At 69.3% G+C, this 18,238-nt stretch carries 20 protein-coding genes; 9 read left to right on the top strand and 11 right to left on the bottom strand.

Annotated features, from left to right (window positions below):
* Window positions 1–103: 103 nt before the first annotated feature.
* From HNO83_RS06020 to HNO83_RS06010, 3 genes are all read right to left on the bottom strand, one after another.
* Window positions 104–1,894, bottom strand: coding sequence for a PIN-like domain-containing protein (locus HNO83_RS06020; protein ID WP_175336602.1), 1,791 nt, complete (start codon window positions 1,892–1,894; stop codon window positions 104–106).
* A gap of 99 nt (window positions 1,895–1,993) precedes the next feature.
* Window positions 1,994–3,367 carry an MFS transporter gene (locus HNO83_RS06015; RefSeq protein WP_175336601.1) on the bottom strand — a complete coding sequence of 458 codons (1,374 nt, stop codon included), beginning with the start codon at window positions 3,365–3,367 and terminating at the stop codon, window positions 1,994–1,996.
* A complete protein-coding gene (locus HNO83_RS06010) occupies window positions 3,364–3,930 on the bottom strand; it encodes a TetR/AcrR family transcriptional regulator (protein WP_175336600.1) in 567 nt (188 codons plus the stop codon). The genes HNO83_RS06015 and HNO83_RS06010 overlap by 4 nt, the downstream gene beginning before the upstream one ends.
* Window positions 3,931–4,040: 110 nt before the next feature.
* On the opposite strand from HNO83_RS06010, the gene HNO83_RS06005 reads away from it, so the two are divergent.
* The 3 genes from HNO83_RS06005 (at window position 4,041) to HNO83_RS05995 (ending at window position 7,055) form a co-directional block, all read left to right on the top strand.
* Window positions 4,041–4,373 carry a hypothetical protein gene (locus HNO83_RS06005; RefSeq protein ID WP_175336599.1) on the top strand — a complete coding sequence of 111 codons (333 nt, stop codon included), beginning with the start codon at window positions 4,041–4,043 and terminating at the stop codon, window positions 4,371–4,373.
* Complete coding sequence (locus tag HNO83_RS06000; protein ID WP_349627091.1) at window positions 4,355–6,139, top strand: APC family permease; 1,785 nt, start codon at window positions 4,355–4,357, stop codon at window positions 6,137–6,139. Before HNO83_RS06005 ends, HNO83_RS06000 begins: the two co-directional genes overlap by 19 nt.
* Before the next feature lie 64 nt (window positions 6,140–6,203).
* Window positions 6,204–7,055, top strand: a complete 852-nt coding sequence (locus HNO83_RS05995; protein ID WP_175336598.1) for a PHP domain-containing protein — start codon at window positions 6,204–6,206, stop codon at window positions 7,053–7,055.
* 1 nt (window position 7,056) lies between these two features.
* On the opposite strand, the gene HNO83_RS05990 is transcribed toward HNO83_RS05995, so the two are convergent.
* The 5 genes from HNO83_RS05990 to HNO83_RS05970 form a co-directional block, all read right to left on the bottom strand.
* On the bottom strand, window positions 7,057–7,530 hold the full coding sequence (locus HNO83_RS05990; protein ID WP_175336597.1) for a hypothetical protein: 474 nt from the start codon (window positions 7,528–7,530) through the stop codon (window positions 7,057–7,059).
* Window positions 7,521–8,117 (bottom strand): hypothetical protein, encoded by a 597-nt coding sequence (locus tag HNO83_RS05985; protein ID WP_175336596.1) that lies wholly within the window; start codon window positions 8,115–8,117, stop codon window positions 7,521–7,523. Before HNO83_RS05985 ends, HNO83_RS05990 begins: the two co-directional genes overlap by 10 nt.
* Window positions 8,118–8,218: 101 nt before the next feature.
* Window positions 8,219–8,974, bottom strand: coding sequence for a hypothetical protein (locus tag HNO83_RS05980; RefSeq protein ID WP_175336595.1), 756 nt, complete (start codon window positions 8,972–8,974; stop codon window positions 8,219–8,221).
* A gap of 166 nt (window positions 8,975–9,140) precedes the next feature.
* Window positions 9,141–9,359: a hypothetical protein gene (locus HNO83_RS05975; RefSeq protein ID WP_175336594.1), complete on the bottom strand. Its 219-nt coding sequence runs from the start codon at window positions 9,357–9,359 to the stop codon at window positions 9,141–9,143.
* 63 nt (window positions 9,360–9,422) lie between these two features.
* Window positions 9,423–10,220, bottom strand: a complete 798-nt coding sequence (locus tag HNO83_RS05970; protein WP_175336593.1) for an HNH endonuclease family protein — start codon at window positions 10,218–10,220, stop codon at window positions 9,423–9,425.
* A gap of 90 nt (window positions 10,221–10,310) precedes the next feature.
* Here HNO83_RS05970 and HNO83_RS05965 point away from each other — a divergent pair, with 90 nt between their 5' ends.
* From HNO83_RS05965 to trxA, 3 genes are read left to right on the top strand one after another with little or no spacing between them, the layout of a single operon-like run.
* Complete coding sequence (locus tag HNO83_RS05965) at window positions 10,311–10,877, top strand: PadR family transcriptional regulator (protein WP_175336592.1); 567 nt, start codon at window positions 10,311–10,313, stop codon at window positions 10,875–10,877.
* Between the two features lie 5 nt (window positions 10,878–10,882).
* Complete coding sequence (locus HNO83_RS05960; RefSeq protein WP_175336591.1) at window positions 10,883–12,595, top strand: ABC1 kinase family protein; 1,713 nt, start codon at window positions 10,883–10,885, stop codon at window positions 12,593–12,595.
* 37 nt (window positions 12,596–12,632) lie between these two features.
* Complete coding sequence (gene trxA / locus HNO83_RS05955; RefSeq protein ID WP_175336590.1) at window positions 12,633–13,013, top strand: thioredoxin; 381 nt, start codon at window positions 12,633–12,635, stop codon at window positions 13,011–13,013.
* 63 nt (window positions 13,014–13,076) lie between these two features.
* Here the strand turns inward: trxA and HNO83_RS05950 are convergent, their stop codons facing one another.
* From HNO83_RS05950 to HNO83_RS05940, 3 genes are all read right to left on the bottom strand, one after another.
* A complete protein-coding gene (locus HNO83_RS05950) occupies window positions 13,077–13,292 on the bottom strand; it encodes a hypothetical protein (RefSeq protein WP_175336369.1) in 216 nt (71 codons plus the stop codon).
* Complete coding sequence (locus HNO83_RS05945; RefSeq protein ID WP_175336589.1) at window positions 13,289–13,588, bottom strand: hypothetical protein; 300 nt, start codon at window positions 13,586–13,588, stop codon at window positions 13,289–13,291. The genes HNO83_RS05950 and HNO83_RS05945 overlap by 4 nt, the downstream gene beginning before the upstream one ends.
* A gap of 182 nt (window positions 13,589–13,770) precedes the next feature.
* A complete protein-coding gene (locus HNO83_RS05940; RefSeq protein WP_175336588.1) occupies window positions 13,771–14,778 on the bottom strand; it encodes a LacI family DNA-binding transcriptional regulator in 1,008 nt (335 codons plus the stop codon).
* A 249-nt stretch (window positions 14,779–15,027) separates the two neighbouring features.
* Between HNO83_RS05940 and HNO83_RS05935 the strand changes: the two genes are divergently transcribed.
* From HNO83_RS05935 to HNO83_RS05925, 3 genes are all read left to right on the top strand, one after another.
* Window positions 15,028–16,344 (top strand): ABC transporter substrate-binding protein, encoded by a 1,317-nt coding sequence (locus HNO83_RS05935; protein ID WP_175336587.1) that lies wholly within the window; start codon window positions 15,028–15,030, stop codon window positions 16,342–16,344.
* A gap of 115 nt (window positions 16,345–16,459) precedes the next feature.
* Window positions 16,460–17,407 (top strand): carbohydrate ABC transporter permease, encoded by a 948-nt coding sequence (locus HNO83_RS05930; protein ID WP_175336586.1) that lies wholly within the window; start codon window positions 16,460–16,462, stop codon window positions 17,405–17,407.
* Window positions 17,404–18,237: a carbohydrate ABC transporter permease gene (locus HNO83_RS05925; protein ID WP_175336585.1), complete on the top strand. Its 834-nt coding sequence runs from the start codon at window positions 17,404–17,406 to the stop codon at window positions 18,235–18,237. Before HNO83_RS05930 ends, HNO83_RS05925 begins: the two co-directional genes overlap by 4 nt.
* The last annotated feature ends 1 nt before the right edge of the window (window position 18,238 follow it).

The following is an 18,238-nucleotide window of genomic DNA, read 5'->3' as shown; positions in this document are numbered from 1 at the left end:
TAACTCTCCTGCTTCGTACGATCTGGGGGCCGCAGTCCAGGCCAATCGACTCTGTTACGTCGCGATCGCCAGTAGCTCTTGGGGCCCCCACTTCGTGGGGAGCCTATCCCGGCGGTTTGTCGTCCGAACCCGGAAGGGTTCCACGAACATCCGAGCGGAGCCTGAAGCCGCTTCCAACATGCTCGAAGTACGTTCCGTCTCGCAAGGACAGATCACGACGAAGGGTCGCTTCAGGAGTTCTCGCGACGGACACGTCTCGAATCCCCAGTCTGCGGATCTCGGATACCAACTCGTTGACGGTCCAGACGCGTTCGGGGGATGTCGCCGCAACGGTTGCTGCCGCTCGCACCCACGTCGGCTGCTCGTCGCGCTGTGCTTCGTACTTCACGAACTCGCGCGGGACGCGGTAGCCGACTGCCTTGCCAGGGCCCTCATATATTGCCTCCAGCGGCGTCGGGGCATCTTCTGACAGGAGTTCGCTCTCGACGAGAGATAAGGCAACCCGCTGTGCGGGCATGGCAAAGCGCCTCAGCGATCGATCTTCGGCGTACCCGGCATACTCGTAGATCTTGGCGCGTGAGATGAACCCGCCGCTCTGCGCTGCGATAGAGACGATGTCTGCCTGGACCTGATTGCCGGCCTCTCTAAGCTCATGGAGAAGGCGCTTGTACGCGGCCTCCGTCCACTCTGATTCGGTGAGACCATCATCGTGGCTACCTAATGCGCTGGCCTCGACCAGGGAGTCGGAGGCGGCTTGGTCACCGGGCCGGATTCGCGACATGAGGCGATAGAAATCGCTCTGTTGGAGCAATACAAGTCGGCGACCCGTGCGGTCGAGGGCTTCCGCAACAAGCTCTGGGCGGACGCCGAGTGCCCGCTTCTTGAGATTCGCGACATTGATCCGCCAATCCTCCTTCGCGTCGTTGGTGACGATCACAAACGCGTCGGAAGAAGCCTGAAGTTCCGATACATACCGCAGTGTTTGCTCCCACAAGAGATAATCGCCGGTGCCTTGTTCAGGAAGCTGGTCGGCTTTATCCTCCGCATCCATGTATCCGGGCGGGATCTTCACTGCAAACCGCTTCAGCCCCGCTTGGATCAGTGAAGGCTCGTCGTCGCCTAACGGCCGTCCTACTCGTCCTCTAAGGACGCCTTCCAACCGAGCTAGCACCGGATCGAGGCTTGTGTCGGTAAGGATCTGCGCGATGTTGAGAGGATTCCCTCGCGCCTTGCTGATCGCTTCTGCTAACTCGTCTAGTTGAGTTTCAACCGTCTCCCTCATGGATTGAATCTCTTCAGGTCGTTCGCGATCGGGGCGAAGCGAGTTGACAATCGCGAGTAACTCGCCGCGTACGGCGTCGATCGGCTGGACAGGGGATGAGATCCCGGCGATCACGGAGTGGCGGTTGCGCCAGAACTCTCGCATCACCTGATGCGGCACCCATAGGCGAGATCGTATGGAATCCAGCACGTCCAGAGCTAGCACGCGGGCTGGTTCCTCGAATCCGTAAATGTCCAGGAGGACATTGGTGTCTAGGATGATGGGGCAAGTTTCCAGGAGAGCCAGCACTTCGTCTTCGGTTGGGTCGCGGTAGCCCTCGAAACCGTCGTAAAGGCCTCGCCCTGCTGGTGTCTCTCCCACGCTCTGCCTTCCATGCGCCGAGTCTGCTTTATCGCTCCAGTCTCCCGGACCTTGAAGCCCGATGCCAGACCGTTTCAACTTCACTCGCGGTCGCTGGCGGTCGCCATGGTTCGGTCTCCACGGTTCTGGTCTTCCCCGCACGTTCGGCCCCAGGGCGAACACCTCGCCCGCGGCGATTGTCAGACTGAGATCGTCGACCACGGCGACCCCGGCGAATAAATTCGTCAGCCCTCGCACCTCGATCGGTTGCATCGATGCCCCTTTCCGCCCGCGGGCGCTAGGTTACGGACGTAGTGGCGTTATGTCCGTGTGGGCGGCGTTCCGGATCCCTCTCGCCGAGCTGGCGGTGAATCACACCGTCTTGACGGACTCTGATGCAGGCGCCCGCAGCGCCGTCCCCGCGATCACAACGGTGCAGCAGGTGATCACCACCACCGCCGCGACGTACCCGACACGGGGATCCGCGAGCGCCGCGAGCGCCCCCAGCACCGCGATGCCCACGGCCTGGCCCACCTGCCGGGACGTGTTGTAAATGCCGGAGGCCAGCCCCGCCGAGCCCGCCCCGAGCGAGACGCTCGCGGTCTTGTTCAGCGCGGTCGAGTAGATCGCGGTGCCCGCTCCGACGATGAACTCGGCGGCCACGAGCACCCACCACTGCTGGACGCCGATCGCGCCGAGCAGCAGCAGGGTTCCGGCCGCGGCGGCGCCGGATCCGATGAGGATCATCCGGCGGTTGCCGCGTCGCAGCAGGGCCGGGTTGACGAGCACGCCGGCCAGGATGGTTCCGAGGGCGAAGGATGCCAGCAGCAGGCCGCCCGTGAGTGCCGAGACGCCCCACGCCCTCTGGATGTACACGGCGAGGAAGAATTGGAGCCCGTAGGCGCCGAACTGGAAGGCGAAACCGCCGAGGACCGCCCCGGGGAATCCCGGGCTGCGGAACACGCCGAGGGGCATGATCGGGGTCTTCGTGCGGTGCTCGACCAGGACGAAGACGGCGAGCAGCAGCACGCCGCCCAGGAGGAGGATCCAGGTGAGCGGCGCACTCGCGTCCCGGCCCGCCTCGATGAGCCCGGCGACCACGGCCACGAGTCCGGCGGTTCCGGTGAGCTGCCCGGCCAGGTCGAGGCGAGGGCGGTCGCGCCGCGCGCGCGGGCGGTCCGCCGTGCCGACGAGAGCGGCCGCGGCGACCGCGATCGGCGTGGTGAGCCAGAACACCGCACGCCAGCCTGCCGTGTCGGTCAGGAGGCCGCCGAGGAACGGCCCGACGGCCATCCCGGCGCCACCGAAGACCGTCATCATGTTCACGGCGGTCGAACGGTGCGCGGGGTCGTCGAAGCTCTTGCCCACCAGGGCGAGGACCATCGGCAGGAGCAGCGCGGCGAACAGGCCCTGCGCCGCGCGGCAGGCGATCAGCACCCCGATCGACGGGCTGAGCGCGCACGCAGCGGAGGCCGCGGCGAAGCCGATCGCGCCGACGCGGAACAGCCTCTCGGCGCCGACCCGGTCGCCGAGGCTCCCGCCGAGGAGCAGCAGGGAGGCCAGTGGGAGCGTGTACGCGTCGACCACCCAGGAGATCCCTCCCGCCTGCGCGTTCAGGTCGTCCGCGATCCGGGGGAGTGCCAGGTTCAGGGCGCTGCCGTCCAGGGTGATGACGATCCAGCCCAGGTAGATCGCCCAGCCGCGCGCCGACCACGCGGTGCGGACGGGCGCCGCGATCGCGGTCACGCGCGCGCTGCTTCGAGCAGGGCCAGCACGCCCTCGACCGCATCGTCGAAGACGGAGGCGTCCTGCGCCGCGCGCGCCAGCACGTAGCCGCCCTGCAGAGTCGCCGCGACCGTCGCCGCCGTGCGGACCGGGTCCAGGTCCGCACGGAACTCGCCGCTCTCGACCCCGTCGGTGATGACGGCGGCGAGCTGCCCGCGGATCCACGCGAACATCTCGCCGACCTCGGTCCGCAGCGCGGGGGAGTCGATCACTTCGGGCTCCTGCACCAGCCGGCCGAACTGGCAGCCCTTCAGCACCGCCTCGTGGTCTCGCGTCAGGTACGCGCGCAACCGCTCGACGGCGCTAGACCCCGATCCGAGGGAGGCCAGCACCTGGGCCTTCATCTGCTCGGTGTTGCGCTCGATCGCCGCCTGGGCCAGCGCCTCCTTGCCCTGGAAGTGGTGGTACATGCTGCCCTTGCCGGCCCCGGCCGCATCCAGGATCTCCCTCGGGCTCGTCGCCCCGTAGCCGCGCTCCCACATGAGCTCCCGTGTGGCCTCGATCAGGTCGTCTCGCGTCGTCATGATGGATACTGTACCTACCTCCAGGTACAAAATCCACGCGAGGCCCCGACCCCACCCCGCGGGACCTAAGCCCTAAGGGCCTCGTCGCTCGCCTACGGATACTTCCCGTAATGAGCGGTGGCCGCCGGCGGGTACCCCACCCCCGGCCCGCCGCGCAGGCGCAGAAGGAGGTGGCGCGCATGATCGGCAGCACTCCCGAGGATCTCACCGTCGATCCGGTCGTCGATCCGGATGCCCCGACCCGCAGCGACGACGGCTTCGCCGTCCCGTACCTGCGGCCAGGGCAGTTCATCTCGCTGGTGCACTGGTCGCGGTCCCGCGACGGCTGGCGGTACAGCACGATCCTGGTCCAGTACGTCTCGCGGGACGACGGGCGCTGGAACGTGCTGCTGCGCGGGGAGGCGGCCTCGCTGTCCCGCGGCGAGTGGGCGCTGTTCTGCTGATGTCGGCGCTGCGTCCCCCCACCCCCGGTGACCCCACCGGGCAGGAGCCGGAAGGCAAGGGCCTCAAGGGCGGTGCGCTGGGGCTGCTGTCGAGCGTGGTCGTGGGGGTCGCCTCCACGGCGCCGGCGTACAGCCTCGCCGCGAGCCTCGGCTTCATCGTCGTCGGCGGGACACTCGCGGCCGGCGTGAAAGCGCCGGGCATCGTGCTGCTGGCGTTCGTGCCGATGTACCTCATCGCGGTCGCCTACCAGGAGCTGAACAAGGCCGAGCCGGACTGCGGCACGACCTTCACGTGGGCCACGCGCGCCTTCGGCCCGATCACCGGGTGGATGGGCGGCTGGGGGATCATCGTCGCCGACGTCATCGTGATGGCGAACCTGGCGCAGATCGCCGGGCAGTACTCGTACACGTTCGTCGGCAGCTTCGGGCTGCCCGGCGTCGCGGACCTGGCGAACAACAATGTCGCCGTCACCATCGCGGGTCTCGTGTGGATCGCCCTGATGACGTGGATCTGCTACCGCGGCATCGAGGTCTCCGCGCGTGTGCAGTACTTCCTGCTGGGGTTCGAGGTCGTCATCCTGATCCTCTTCGCCGTGTTCGCGCTGGTGAAGGTGTACACCGGCAACGCGGAGCCGTACTCGCTGATCCCGCAGTGGTCGTGGTTCAACCCGTTCACGCTCGACTTCGGGCAGACGATCGCGCCGGCGCTGCTGACTGCCATCTTCATCTACTGGGGCTGGGACACCGCGGTCTCGGTCAACGAGGAGACGAAGGACCCGGGCAAGACGCCCGGCCGGGCGGCCGTCATTTCGACGCTGCTGCTGCTCGCCACCTACGCGCTGGTCACTGTGGCCGCAGTCGCGTTCGCCGGGGTCGGCGACAAGGGGATCGGGCTGGCGAACCCCTCGAACTCGTCCGACGTCTTCTCGGCGATCGGGCCGACGCTGTTCGGCAGCGGACCGGTCGGGACCATCCTGATGGCGCTCCTGGGCTTCTCCATCCTCACCTCCGCGTCGGCCTCCACGCAGACCACGATCCTTCCGACCGCGCGCACATCGCTCTCGATGGCGGTCTACAAGGCCATCCCGGAGCGCTTCGCCCGCATCCACCCGCGGTTCCTCACCCCGACGTGGTCGACCATCGGGATGGGGCTCGTCTCGGCGCTCTTCTACCTGATCTTCACCGCGATCAGCGTCAGCCTGCTGAACGCGTTGATCGGCTCGATCGGGCTGATGATCGCCTTCTACTACGGGCTGACCGGGTTCGCCTGCGTCTGGTTCTACCGCAAGACCCTGTTCCACAGCGCGCGCACGGTCATCTTCCGTGGGCTGTTCCCGCTCGCCGGCGGACTGATGCTGCTCGCGGTGTTCTGCTACGGCGTCTACAACTTCGCCCAGCCCGACTGGCTGACGGACGCCGCAGGCAAGAACGTGACCATCTTCGGCATCGGCGCGGAGGCGGTGGTCGGCGTCGGCGGTTTGCTCCTGGGCGTGGTCCTCCTGGTGATCTGGCGGATCGTCCGGCCGGACTTCTTCCAGGGCCGGACCCTGCCACGGCGCTCCGACGACCTGGTGCTGACCGCGCAGGGCACCGAGGCGGTGTTCGGGCTCCCCGACTCCCGCACGCCCGCGACGGTGATCGCGCCCGACCTGTCCAACCTGCCGCCGGGGCAGCAGGCGCTCAACGCGGAGACGGGGGAGCCGGTGGCCGAGCCGGCGGAGCTGCCGCCGGCCGACCCGGATCTGCCGCGGGAGCCGCGGGACTGACCGCGCAGTCCCGGCGGTCGAGCGCGTCGCAGGCTCGACACCCCGCCGGTCTACGATGCTGGACATGGCCCTGCCCGCCGACAGCCACGTCCACACCGAATTCTCGTGGGACACCGGGGGGCCGGATTCGGCCGCCGCCGGTCGTATGCGCGCAACCTGCGAGCAGGCGGTGCGCATCGGGCTCCCTGCGCTCTTCTTCACGGAGCACCTCGATATCCCGGGCACCTGGCGGGCGCAGCCGGAAGACCTGATGCCGCACCAGCGGCACTATGTCCAGCCCGACGGGCTGATGGTATTCGCGCCGCTCGATGTCGACGGTTACTTCGACAGCATCGAGCGGATGCGGGACGAGTTCCCCGCGCTCCGCATCCTGACCGGAATCGAGTTCGGTCAGCCTCACCTGTTCGAGGCCGAAGCCCGAGCGATGGTCGACCTCGATCGATTCGACCGGATCAACGGCTCGCTGCACACGCTCGACCTCGGCGGTGGGCGGGCCGAGCCCAGCCGGTTGCTCCGCGAGCACGCGCCGGACGAGGTGATGACGGCGTACCTGGAGGAGATCCCTCGAATGGTGGCCGGGTGCGACGCCTTCCACGTCTTCACCCACATCGACTACGTGCTCCGCCACTGGCCGGCGGCCGAGGTCGGGCCGTTCGATCCCCGCGCCTTCGAGGACGGCATCCGCGGTGCCATGCGCGCCATCGCGGAGGGCGGCCGGGCGCTCGAGCTGAACACCCGCAGGCTGTGGTCGTGGGTGGTGCAGTGGTGGGCCGAGGAGGGCGGCGCGGCGATCAGCTTCGCCAGCGACGCTCACACGCCCGACGCCGTCGCGGCGCACTTCCCGGAGGCCGTCATCCTGGCCGAGGCGTACGGCTTCCGGGCGGGTGCGAGCCCGGAGGAGCTCTGGCGGCGATGATTCACGGCGTGGGGACGACGATGCCGCCGTCGTCCGCGCCGCCGACCTGGAGCGTGCCGTCGTCGCGCACGAGCACCTCCCGGCTCCACTGGTCGGGGAACGGGCACGGGCCGCCGGGCCTGCCGGGGATCCGCACGAGGGCGACGCGCTCGCTGCTCACGGTCGTCCCCGTCGCGTCGGTGATGGTGACGGCGAGGTCGTGCTTCCGGCCGTCGGCGTCGGCCTGCGGCACCACGATCTCGAACGTGTCCGTCGTGCCGTCCTCCCGATCGCAGGTGCCGCCGTAACAGGCGTGGACGGTGCCCCCGGGATGCGCGTGATGCCAGCCTTGCGCATCCACCCCGACGATCGGCGGCCGCACCGCTGCGCCGGCGCAGACCGGCATGAGTGTCGCGCAGCCCCCGAGCAGGGCGCAGCAGGCGAGCAGCGGCACCACCGCGATCGCTCCGGTGAGGCGACGGCGGATCAGTCCCAAATGCGGGTCACCCCGGCGGCGAGCTCGCGGAGGCGGCCGCCGTCCAGAACCGCACGGGTCTCGGGGATGCCCTGCTCCTGCCACTCCAGCACCACCTCCAGGGGCCCCTCCGGCGGGAGCGGCCACAGCCAGAGGCCGTCGTACGAGCGGTAGTAGTCCTCCGACCCCGAGCCGCTCCCGTCGGACTGGGCGAGCGAGCGCGCCGGCGGCTCGTCGAAGGGGAACGCGCCGCCGGGACCGTCGAGCAGCACCTTCTCGCCGTCGCCCAGCGCGACGCCGTACCGCAGGCGGCCGGGGTCGCCCGGGCCGAGAGGACCATGGAAGCCCCACTGCTCCAGCTGCCACTCCCGCTGCGTCAGGTCGCCCCGGCGGAAGTGCCGCTCGAGGCGGAACTCCACGCCGTTGCGGAACACGCGGGCGCCGGTCAGCACCACGGCGACCCGCGGCGTGACCGCCATCCGCTCGCCGACGGCGAGGAACACCGGCAGTTCGTCCTCCGGCGGGCGCCACCACGGCATCTGCTCCGTCGTCGGGAAGCCGCCCGTCTCGTCGTGCGGGGGATCCAGGGGGAAGAAGTTCGACATCACGGCACCAGGCCACCACATCCGTCCGCCGCGCCGCAAGGACCGGCGTGGCACGCGAGCGGCCCCGGCGTAGTGCGCCGGGGCCGTCGTGGTGCTGCGTCGGGTCAGTGCCCGGAGACCAGAGCCTGCTCCGCCTGCTGGACGAGCTGCTGGATGCCGTCGCCGTAGCCGCCCGCGAGCGCGGTGGCGGCGAGCTTCTGAACATCGCCCGTCCGCTCGGCGGCCGGTGCGGACGCCAGCTGACCGAGGTCGGTGCGCAGCGCGTCCGGGAGCTTGGCCGCCAGCTGCGCGTCACCGGTCACGTCGGCCGCGACCGCGGCGCCGGTGTCGCCCAGCTGCGGCGACGACAGGTCGCCCGAGCGCAGGTCGTCGAGGAGGCCCTTCACCCCGGACAGGCCGGAGCGGTCGTCCCTGGCGTTCTTCAGGTGCGTGGCCAGGTCCTTGATGGCGCTGCCGTACCCGCCGTCGAGCGCCGTGCGGACGATCTTCCTCGCGTCGGCGGCGCGGTCCTTCGCGGCCGCCGTCGACAAGGTCTTCACGTCGCGCTGGAGCGAGTCCGGGAGCAGGGCGAACAGGGGCTTGTCGGCGATCACGCGCTTGGCGAGCGCCTGCGCCTTCGCGCCGTTCAGGTGGCCGGCGAACAGGTCGTGGCCCGCATCCGCCGACACGTGCGCCTGCGCCGTCGCCGACGAGGACGAGCCGGAGCCGGAGGCGCCGCCGTCGACCGTCGTCGCGAACGCGCCCTGGGCCCCCACCCCCACCAGGGCGGTCGCCGCGATGAGGGACGCCGCGCCGACGGCCGCCCGCTTGGCGGTGAAGGCGCTGCTCTTCCGAACGGAGGTGTTCTTCGTCTGAATCATGGGATCCTTTCCGTGCCCGCGCTGCGGCCGACCGGTGTGCCGGCCGCATCGGACCGCGGGCTCCGGCGACGATACGGACCCCCTCTGGACCGTTCGTGCGGACACCCTTCGAGGTCCCGAAGGGTGGTTGACCCGCCTCCCGGCGCGGGCTATCGGGGCGGATCCGTCAGGCGGTCCGGGCTCCCATCACCTGACGGAGCGCCTGGCGCAGCTGCGCCTCGATGCGGCGCGCCTGCTCGCTGCTGACGCCGTCGTTGTCGTTGCGGCGCTCGGAGCCGCCGCAGCGCTCGCCGTCGCGGGTGAAGTGGATGGCGAGCCGGCCGTCGCCGAGAACCGGCTGCTGCTCGCCGCAGTGTGCGCATTCGGAGAAAGAGAACAGGCCCATGCTCAGACGTTACGCGGCGCGTGTTTCCGCACGATTGCGGCCCGGAGACATCCCGGTGACGGTTCAGCCGACGGCCGGCGGGAGCCCGGACGGTTCGGCAGGCTGCGCCGGGCAGGCGGACAGGATGCGCGCGATCGCGTCGTGCTCCGGCGGCGTGACCCACAGGCCGTAGACCGCCTTGACGGAGACCTGCCGTGCCACGTACTCGCAGCGGAACGCCTTGTTCGCGGGGAGCCAGGTGGCGGCGTCGCCGGCCGACTTGCGCTGGTTGGAGGCGCCGTCCACCGCCAGCAGGTTGAGCGGGTCGTTGGCCAGGCGGATGCGCTGCTCCCGGCCCAACCGCTGGGCGCCGGTGACCCACGCGTTCTGCAGGGGGACCAGGTGGTCGACCTGCACGAGCGCGGAGGTCTTCTCGCCGCGCACGAAGTGGATGGTGCGGCCGGTGTACGGGTCGGCCAGCGTCCCGGAGAGCACGCGGCAGCGGCCCTGCCGTGCGGCGCCCTCGAGGTCGCGGGAGAGGATGTCGTCGCGGGTGTCGCAGCCGTTGCGGTCCACATCCAGCCACGCCGCCCCGAAGTCCTCCGTGCGCTGGTACCCGGTCGCGGGCGCCCTCCCCTTGACCGGGAGAGTCGCGAGCAGCGCGAGAGCCGTTCCTGCGGAAGCCGGGACCGCTGCGGTGCTCGGCGTTGCGGTGGCGCTCGGCACGGCGGTCGCGCTCGGCGCGGCGGCGCCGGTCGCGGCGGGGAGGTCGCGCAGGGCGGTCGCGGCGCCCGTGCAGCCGGTGGTGAGCAGTGCGGCGGCGAGGAGGACGACGGCGGTGAGGGAGCGGCGGACGGGCGAGCGGCGGGGCGTGTTTCTCATCTGATTCGAAGGTAGCGGGCACGGCCGACACCTTCCGCCCGCCATCGTAGCGATATATCGTTAGGTATCGCTGACGATCGGAGGATCATCATGTCCACCTCATTCCCCACCGGCGGCTTCGGCGCCCGCATGGACCCGGACGCCATGTGGCAGGCGTTCGAGCAGCTGCGGTCGACGTTCGAGAAGAAGGTCGGCTCGCGGATGGGGCGCGGCGACGTGCGCGCCGCCGTGCTCTCCCTGCTGAGCGAGAAGCCGATGCACGGCTACCAGATCATCCGTGAGATCGAGGAGCGCAGCGGCGGCTCCTGGAAGCCGAGCGCCGGATCCGTCTACCCGACCCTGCAGCTGCTCGCCGACGAGGGCCTCATCACGGCGGAGGAGTCCAACGGCCGCAAGACGTACGCGCTCACCGAGGAGGGTCGTGAGGTCGCCGCGAGCGAGGGCAGCTCGCCGTGGCTCGACGGCGGCGACACCGCCGACGGCACGGGCGGCCAGCGCCGCACCGCCGGTCCGGGCGCCCTGCCGAAGGCGGGCATGGAGCTTGCCCAGGCGGCCGCCCAGGTGCACCGCACCGGAACGCCGGACCAGGTGCAGGAGGCCGTCGCCGTGCTGGAGGAGGCACGCCGCAAGCTGTACTCGATCCTCGCCCAGGGCTGACCCGGGTGTCGGACCAGGCGCCGGCCGCGACGGGAGCGCCGCCGGCGACGCCGGCCACACGTGCGCGCTACCGCCGCATCCTGCGCTTCGCCGGCTGGAACCTCACCGTCACGTGGTGGTACGAGCTCGTCCTGCCGCGCATCGGGCTGGCCTCCGTCGCCAACCGCACCCGATCGCGACGGATGCGGCGGTTCGCGCAGCGTTTCCACGGCCTCGCGGTCGACCTCGGCGGCCTGATGATCAAGGTCGGGCAGTTCATGTCGTCCCGGCTCGACGTGCTGCCCCCGGAGATCACGAGCGAACTGGAGGGCCTGCAGGACGAGGTGCCCGCCGTGCCGTTCCCGGCCATCCGGGAGCTCGCGGAGGCCGAGCTCGGGATGCCGCTGGAGCGCGCGTTCGCGTCGGTCGACGAGGTGCCGGTGGCCGCGGCCTCCCTCGGGCAGGCCCACCGCGGACGGCTGCTCCCGGAGCTCGCCGCCGACGTCGGGCTGGACGCGGTGGTGCTCAAGGTGCAGCGCCCCGGCATCGACGCGATCGTGGATGTCGACCTCGCCGCCCTGCGCCGGGTCGGCCGCTGGCTGAGCCACGTGCGCCTGGTCTCCGACCGGGTCGACGCGCCCGCACTCGTGGAGGAGTTCGCGCGCACCAGCCTGCAGGAGATCGACTACCTGCATGAGGCGGCGAACTCCGAGCGCTTCGCCGAGGAGTTCGACGGCGACGGGCGCGTGGCGGTGCCCGAGGTGGTCTGGGAGCGGACGACGATGCGCGTGCTGACTTTGCAGGATGTCACCGCCATCAAGATCACCGATGCCGACGGGCTGCGCGCCGCCGGCATCGACCCGGCCGAGGTCGCGCCGGTGTTCGCGGAGGTGATGTTCGACCAGCTGTTCACGAACGGGTTCTTCCACGCCGACCCGCACCCGGGGAACATCTTCGTGACCCCGCTGCCGGAGCCGGCGGGGGAGCGGCCGTGGCGGCTCACCTTCGTCGACTTCGGGATGATGGGCGAGGTGCCGCCCGGCACGCGCAGCGGCCTGCGCAAGCTGCTGATCGCGGCGGCGTCCCGCGACGGCAAGGGGCTGGTGGACGCCATCCGCGACGTCGGCGTGCTGCTCCCGACCGCCGACACGGCGGAGTTGGAGCGGGCGATGACGCACCTGTTCGCCCGGTTCGGCGGCATGGGCTTCGCCGAGCTGCGCGAGGTGGACCCGCGCGAGTTCCGGGAGTTCGCGGTCGAGTTCGGCGACGTCGTGCGGTCGCTGCCGTTCCAGCTGCCGGAGAACTTCCTGCTCATCATCCGGGCCATGTCTCTGACCTCCGGCGTGTGCAGTGCGCTCGACCCGTCCTTCAACCTGTGGGACTCCGTCGAGCCGTACGCGGCGCAGCTGCTGCGCGACGAGCGCGGCAACCTCGGGCAGGACATCGCCAAGCAGGCGCTCGACAACCTGACGATCGCGTGGCGGCTGCCGAAGCGGCTGGACGACCTCATCACCCGCGTCGACGACGGCTCGATCGCGGTGAACGCGCCGCGTCTCGAGCAGCGGGTGGGCCGGCTCGAGCGGGCGGCACGGCGCCTGGTGGCGGGGGTGGTGTTCGGCGGCGTCGTGATCGCCGGGGCCATCATCCACACCACGGATGAGGTGCTCGGAACCGTGTTCCTCGCCGCCTCCGTCGTACCGCTCGCGTTCACCGTCTTCACAGGCCGGCGGGGAGGCTGAGCGGAATACCGCCTGGTCCACCGGTGTTTCACCTGACATGGCAACCACCGAGATCACCTCGACCAACCACGACCAGACCGTCGCCGACGGCATCGTGCTGCTCGACTTCTGGGCCGACTGGTGCGGCCCGTGTCACATGTTCGCACCCGTCTTCGAGAAGGCGTCGGAGAAGCACTCCGACATCACCTTCGGCAAGATCGACACCGAGGCGCAGCAGGCGCTGGCGGCGTCGTACGGCATCCAGTCCATCCCGACGCTGATCGCGTACCGCGACGGCATCCCCCTGTTCTCGCAGGCCGGCGCCCTCCCGGGCGAGGCCGTCGAGGACCTCATCCAGCAGATCCGCGGCCTCGACATGACCGAGGTGCGCAAGCAGTACGAGGAGCTGAAGGCGAAGGCCGAGCAGCAGCAGAGCTGAGCCTCGCTCCAGAGGGCACGGGCCCGTCGAGAGACGGGTGCCGCGCCTTTCGCGTGCCCGGGGTCACGTCAGGTCGCGCCGGTGCTGCTCCAGTTCCTCGATCTCGGTCGCGAGCAGGTCGTGCGGCCCCGGGTGCCCTTCGTCCGGCCGTTGCCCGTCGGATGCCGCATCCCGGATGCCGTGGGCGACCGCGCGGCGGATCGTCCAGTACAGCGCGTACAGGCCCGCCGCCGCGAAGGTGACCGTCAGCGCGAGGCTGCTGAGCGGGTCCGACGTCACCGGTCGCCCGGCGCGGTCTCGGCCTGGGGCGCCCTCGCCGAGAGCAAGCGGCCGATGTACGCCATCACCAGGGATGCGCCGATCAGCGCGACCCCGAGCGGCGTCAGCAGGTCGCTGACGATGCGGATGACGAGATCGAGCAGCACGAGCAGCCCCTGGTCGACGCCGGTCGCCGAGCTCGGATCCGGGATGGCCGAGTAGGCGAGCTGCGGCAGGAGCAGCGCCACCAGCACCCCGGCGAGTGCGAGGCCGACGCCCCACCACAGCACGACCTTCGGTCGCAGCTTCGAGTCCATGACGTCCCCCTCCGTCGCAGTTGCTCCCGATGCTAGCGGCCCAGCGCCGCGAGCGGTCGCATCCCTCCGCTTCCGTCGGTAATTCGGCGCCCTTCCGTTCGAATCTCCGACGGGAGTCGGCCCAGCCGGGTATTCGGATCGATTCGATGCTCAGTTGCGCCGCGCCGACGGCCCGCGCGGCGCTAGCCGGCGCTGCTCTCGCGGACGACGAGTTCGGGCTGGTAGAGCACGTGGCGGGGCTGCAGCTCGGGGTCCTCGGCCTCCTGAAGCAGGATCTCGACGCCGGTCCGGCCGATCAGGGCGCTCGGCTGGCGCACCGAGGTGAGTGGGACGACCGAGGCGCTGGCGAACTGGATGTCGTCGTAGCCGACCAAGGCGATCTCCTGCGGGATGGCGAGCCGGCCGTTGATGAACAGCGACTGGAGCAGGCCGATCGCGAGCAGGTCGTTGGCCGCGAAGACGGCGTCCGGACGGTCGGAGGCCGGTCGTGCGGCGATGGCGGCGCCGGCCGCGCGTCCCTCCTGCACCGTGAGGGCGACGACATCGACCACCTCGAGCGTCGCGCCCGGGTGCTTTGCCACCTCCTGCCGCGCACCGGCGAGGCGGTCGCGCACCTGGCGGATCCCGATCGGTCCGCCGACGTAGGCGAGTCGGCGACGCCCCGACTCGATCAGGTGGGCCGCCGCGAGGGCACCGCCGGCGACGTCGTCCACGGAGACCGAGCTGAACGAGCTGTCGGTGCTCACCGTGTCCACGAGCACGGCCGAGATGCCGCGGTCGCGCATGCGGCGCAGCCGCGCGGCCGGGTCGCCGACGGGGGAGAGCAGCACTCCGCGCACGCGGAGCTCCTCGAACAGGCTCAGGTAGCCGGCCTCGCGGTCCTTGCGCTCGTTGCTGTTGCCGACGATGACCGAGAAGCCGGCGTCGGCCGCGGCGTCCTCCGCCGCGGTGGCCAGGTCGGTGAAGAACGGGTTGCCGCCGCTCAGGGTGATCAGCCCGAGCGCCTGGCTGTGGCCGAGGCGCAGCTGGCGGGCGGCCTCGTTGCGCACGTAGGAGAGCTTCTCCATGGCCTGCGTCACGCGCTCGACGGTCTCCGGGGCGACGAGCTCGGGCCGGTTGAGGACGTTGGAGACGGTCCCGACCGACACGCGCGCCAGCGCGGCGACGTCTTTCACGCTAGCCGAGGCCATCCTGCCCCCCTTCCGCTCGAATCCTATGCGACTTCGTCGTTGAATCGACGCAATGACGCGAGTGCGATGTCGGCGAAGTCTATCCACGCTGCAGCGGCGGATGCAACGAGGATTCAAGGGATTGAATCGTTACTAAAAACTTCTTGACCTTCTCGCATCCCTGCCTCTATGGTTCGATGAAGCGTTTCAAAACCCGCCGGAACACACACCCGAGGCGAGGCGGCGCTCAAAATACAAGGAGGTATTTGGATGTTCACTCGGAGGACGGCGACACGAGTCGCCGCCATTCTCGGCGGGGCCGCGCTGCTCGGTGCTGCGCTCGCCGGCTGCTCGTCCAGCGGCGGCTCAGGCGGATCCACCACCATCTCGCTGCTCGCGGGCGGCAACGACCCCGTGAACACGCAGTTCGCGAACGATCTCGCCAAGGCGTTCCACAAGGCCAACCCCAGTATCACCGTCAAAGTCGAGACCCGCCCCGCCGGCACCGACGGCGACAACCTGATCAAGACGCGCCTCTCCACGGGCGAGATGAACGACGTCTTCCTCTACAACTCGGGCTCGCTCTTCCAGGCGCTGCGTCCGGACTCCCAGCTCCAGCCGCTCACCGACGAGGCCTGGGCGAAGGATCTGACCAGCGACTTCAAGAAGACCGTCAGCACCGACAAGGGACTGTACGGAGCACCCTGGGGCACCACCTTCGACGGCGGCATCCTCTACAACAAGAAGGTCTACGAGAAGCTCGGCCTCAGCGTCCCGACCACCTGGGACGAGTTCATCAGCAACAGCGAGAAGATCAAGGCCGCAGGCATCGCACCGGTCATCCAGTCGTACGGCGACACCTGGACCAGTCAGCTGCTCGTCCTCGCCGACTTCGCGAACGTGAGCGCCAAGGACCCGAACTGGGCGACGGACTACACGGCCAACAAATCGAACGCCAAGTACGCGAAGGAGCCGGCGCTCGCGGGCTTCACGCATACCCAGGAGATCTTCGACAAGGGCCTGATGAACAAGGACTTCGCGTCCCTGACCAACGTCAACGCCCTGAAGATGCTCGCCACCGGCGAGGGCGCGCAGTACCCGATGCTCTCCGCGGTGATCGGCAACGTCGTGCAGTCGAACCCCGACCAGGTCGACGACATCGGTTACTTCGCCGTGCCGCCGGACTCGGGTGAGCCCCACGCGACCGTGTGGGAGTCGAACGGCGCCTACATCCCGAAGTCGACCACCGGCGACAAGCTGACCGCGGCGAAGAAGCTCGTGGCGTTCATCAACTCGCCCACCGGCTGCGACCTGCAGAACAAGGTCGGCACCCCGGGCGGCCCGTTCGCGACGAGCGCCTGCACCCTTCCGTCCAACGCCCCCGCGCTGGTCAAGGACATGCTGAAGTACCAGGACGACAAGAAGACCGGCCTGGCGCTGGAGTTCCTGTCGCCGATCAAGGGCCCGAACCTGGAGAAGATCCTGATCCAGGTGGGATCCGGCATCTCGACCGCGCAGCAGGGCGCCGCCCTGTACGACCAGGATGTGAAGGCGCAGGCCCAGCAGCTGGGCATCAAGGGCTGGTGAGACCCCTCCGGACCGGCGATCCCCCCATCGCCGGTCCGGACGGTCACCGGCCGGACGACCACCGGCGTCCGACGACCAGCACCGGCGGACAGAAGACTCGACGAGGAGCAGACACATGTCGACGGCCACCCCGGCGACCGCAGTACAAGCGGCCGACATCATCACGGAGGGCAGGAGCCCCGGGCCCGCGAAACCGCGGAAGTCCCGCATCCGGTCCGCGTACCCGACGTGGTTCTTCATCCCCGCGATCGCGCTCTACGTCATCTTCTTCGCGATCCCGACCTTCTCCTCGTTCTACTTCTCGCTGACCCGCTGGTCGCTGTTCGACTCGCAGTTCATCGGGTTCGCGAACTACGTGCAGTTCTTCCAGGACCCGCAGCTCTACACCAGCTTCATCCACACCTTCATCTACGCGTTCCTGACGTCGGCCGCCAAGGTGGTGATCGGCTTCCTGCTCGCGCTGCTGCTGACCGGGCCGGTCGTCGGCCGCGGCTACCTGCGGGCCATCGTGTTCTTCCCGGTGCTGCTGTCGACCATCGGCGTCGGCATCCTCTGGAAGTCGCTGCTGGATCCCTTCCACGGGATGGTGAACGCGGTGCTCGGGTTCTTCGGGCTCCCGCAGCCGGGCTGGTTCACCGACCCCAACCTCGCGCTCTACTCCATCGCCGGTGTCGACATCTGGAAGGGCGTCGGCATCGCGACGCTGATCTTCATGGCCGGCATCGTCGCCATCCCGAGCGAGTACTTCGAGGCCGCCCGCATCGACGGCGCCTCTTCGTGGCAGATCCTGCGACGCATCACCATCCCGCTCAGCCGCGGCGCGACCGCGACCGTCATCATCCTGTCGCTGATCGGCGGCCTGCGCTCCTTCGACATCATCTGGGCCACCACCGGCGGTGGTCCCGGGTTCACCAGCGATGTGCTCGCCTCGGTCATCTACAAGCAATACCAAGCCGGGTTCTACGGTCTCTCGACCGCCGGCAACGTCATCCTCTTCCTCGTCGTGACCGCGATCATGGTCCCGCTCTCGTACGTCCTGAACAGAAAGCAGGTGGAGCTGTGAAGCAGGCTCGCATCCGCTCCTGGAGCGTCGGCGTCATCGCCATCCTCGTCTCCGTCGTGGTCTTCCTCGTCCCGCTCGCGTTCATCGTGCTGCAGGCCGCGAAGTCGCCGGACGACGCCTCCACCCTCGCCTTCACCTGGCCGAAGGAGTGGCACTTCTTCGACAACCTCATCGCCGTGTTGGAGAGCAACGACGGCCTGATCTGGCGCGCGTTCCTCAACTCGTTCGTGCTGACGGTCGGCTCGGTCGCCCTCATGGTGATCCTGGCCGCGATGGCCGGCTACGTGCTCGCCCGCAAGCGCAGCAAGTGGGGCCCGGTCGTGAACTTCTTCGTCCTCGCCGGCCTGATCGTGCCACCCGCGGTGGTCCCGACCATCTGGGTGCTGCAGGGCACCGGGCTGTACAAGACCATCCCGGGCATGATCCTCATCGAGACCACCTTCGGGCTCTCCTTCTGCATCCTGCTGTTCCGGGCGTTCTTCAACACCGTGCCCAAGGAACTCGACGAAGCCGCGGTGCTGGACGGCGCCGGCCGGGTCCGCCTGTTCTTCCAGGTCATCCTGCCGCTGCTCAAGCCCGTGATCGTGACCGTGATCGTCGTGCAGTCGGTCTTCGTCTTCAACGACTTCCAGGGACCGCTGTACTTCCTCCCCGGATCGGACAACGCCACCGTGCAGACCACGCTCTACACGTTCTCCGGCCAGAACCTGAGCTTCTACAACCTGCTCTTCATGGACATCCTGCTCATCACCATCCCGCCGCTGGTCGCCTACATCTTCTTCAACCGGCAGATCATCGCAGGAATGACGAGCGGGGCGGTGAAGGGCTGAC

It is taken from the genome of Leifsonia sp. C5G2, from assembly GCF_013359685.1.
Lineage (GTDB): Bacteria > Actinomycetota > Actinomycetes > Actinomycetales > Microbacteriaceae > Leifsonia.
The sequence above is the reverse complement of the archived record's forward strand: the minus strand, read 5'-3'. Positions and strand labels throughout refer to the sequence as shown.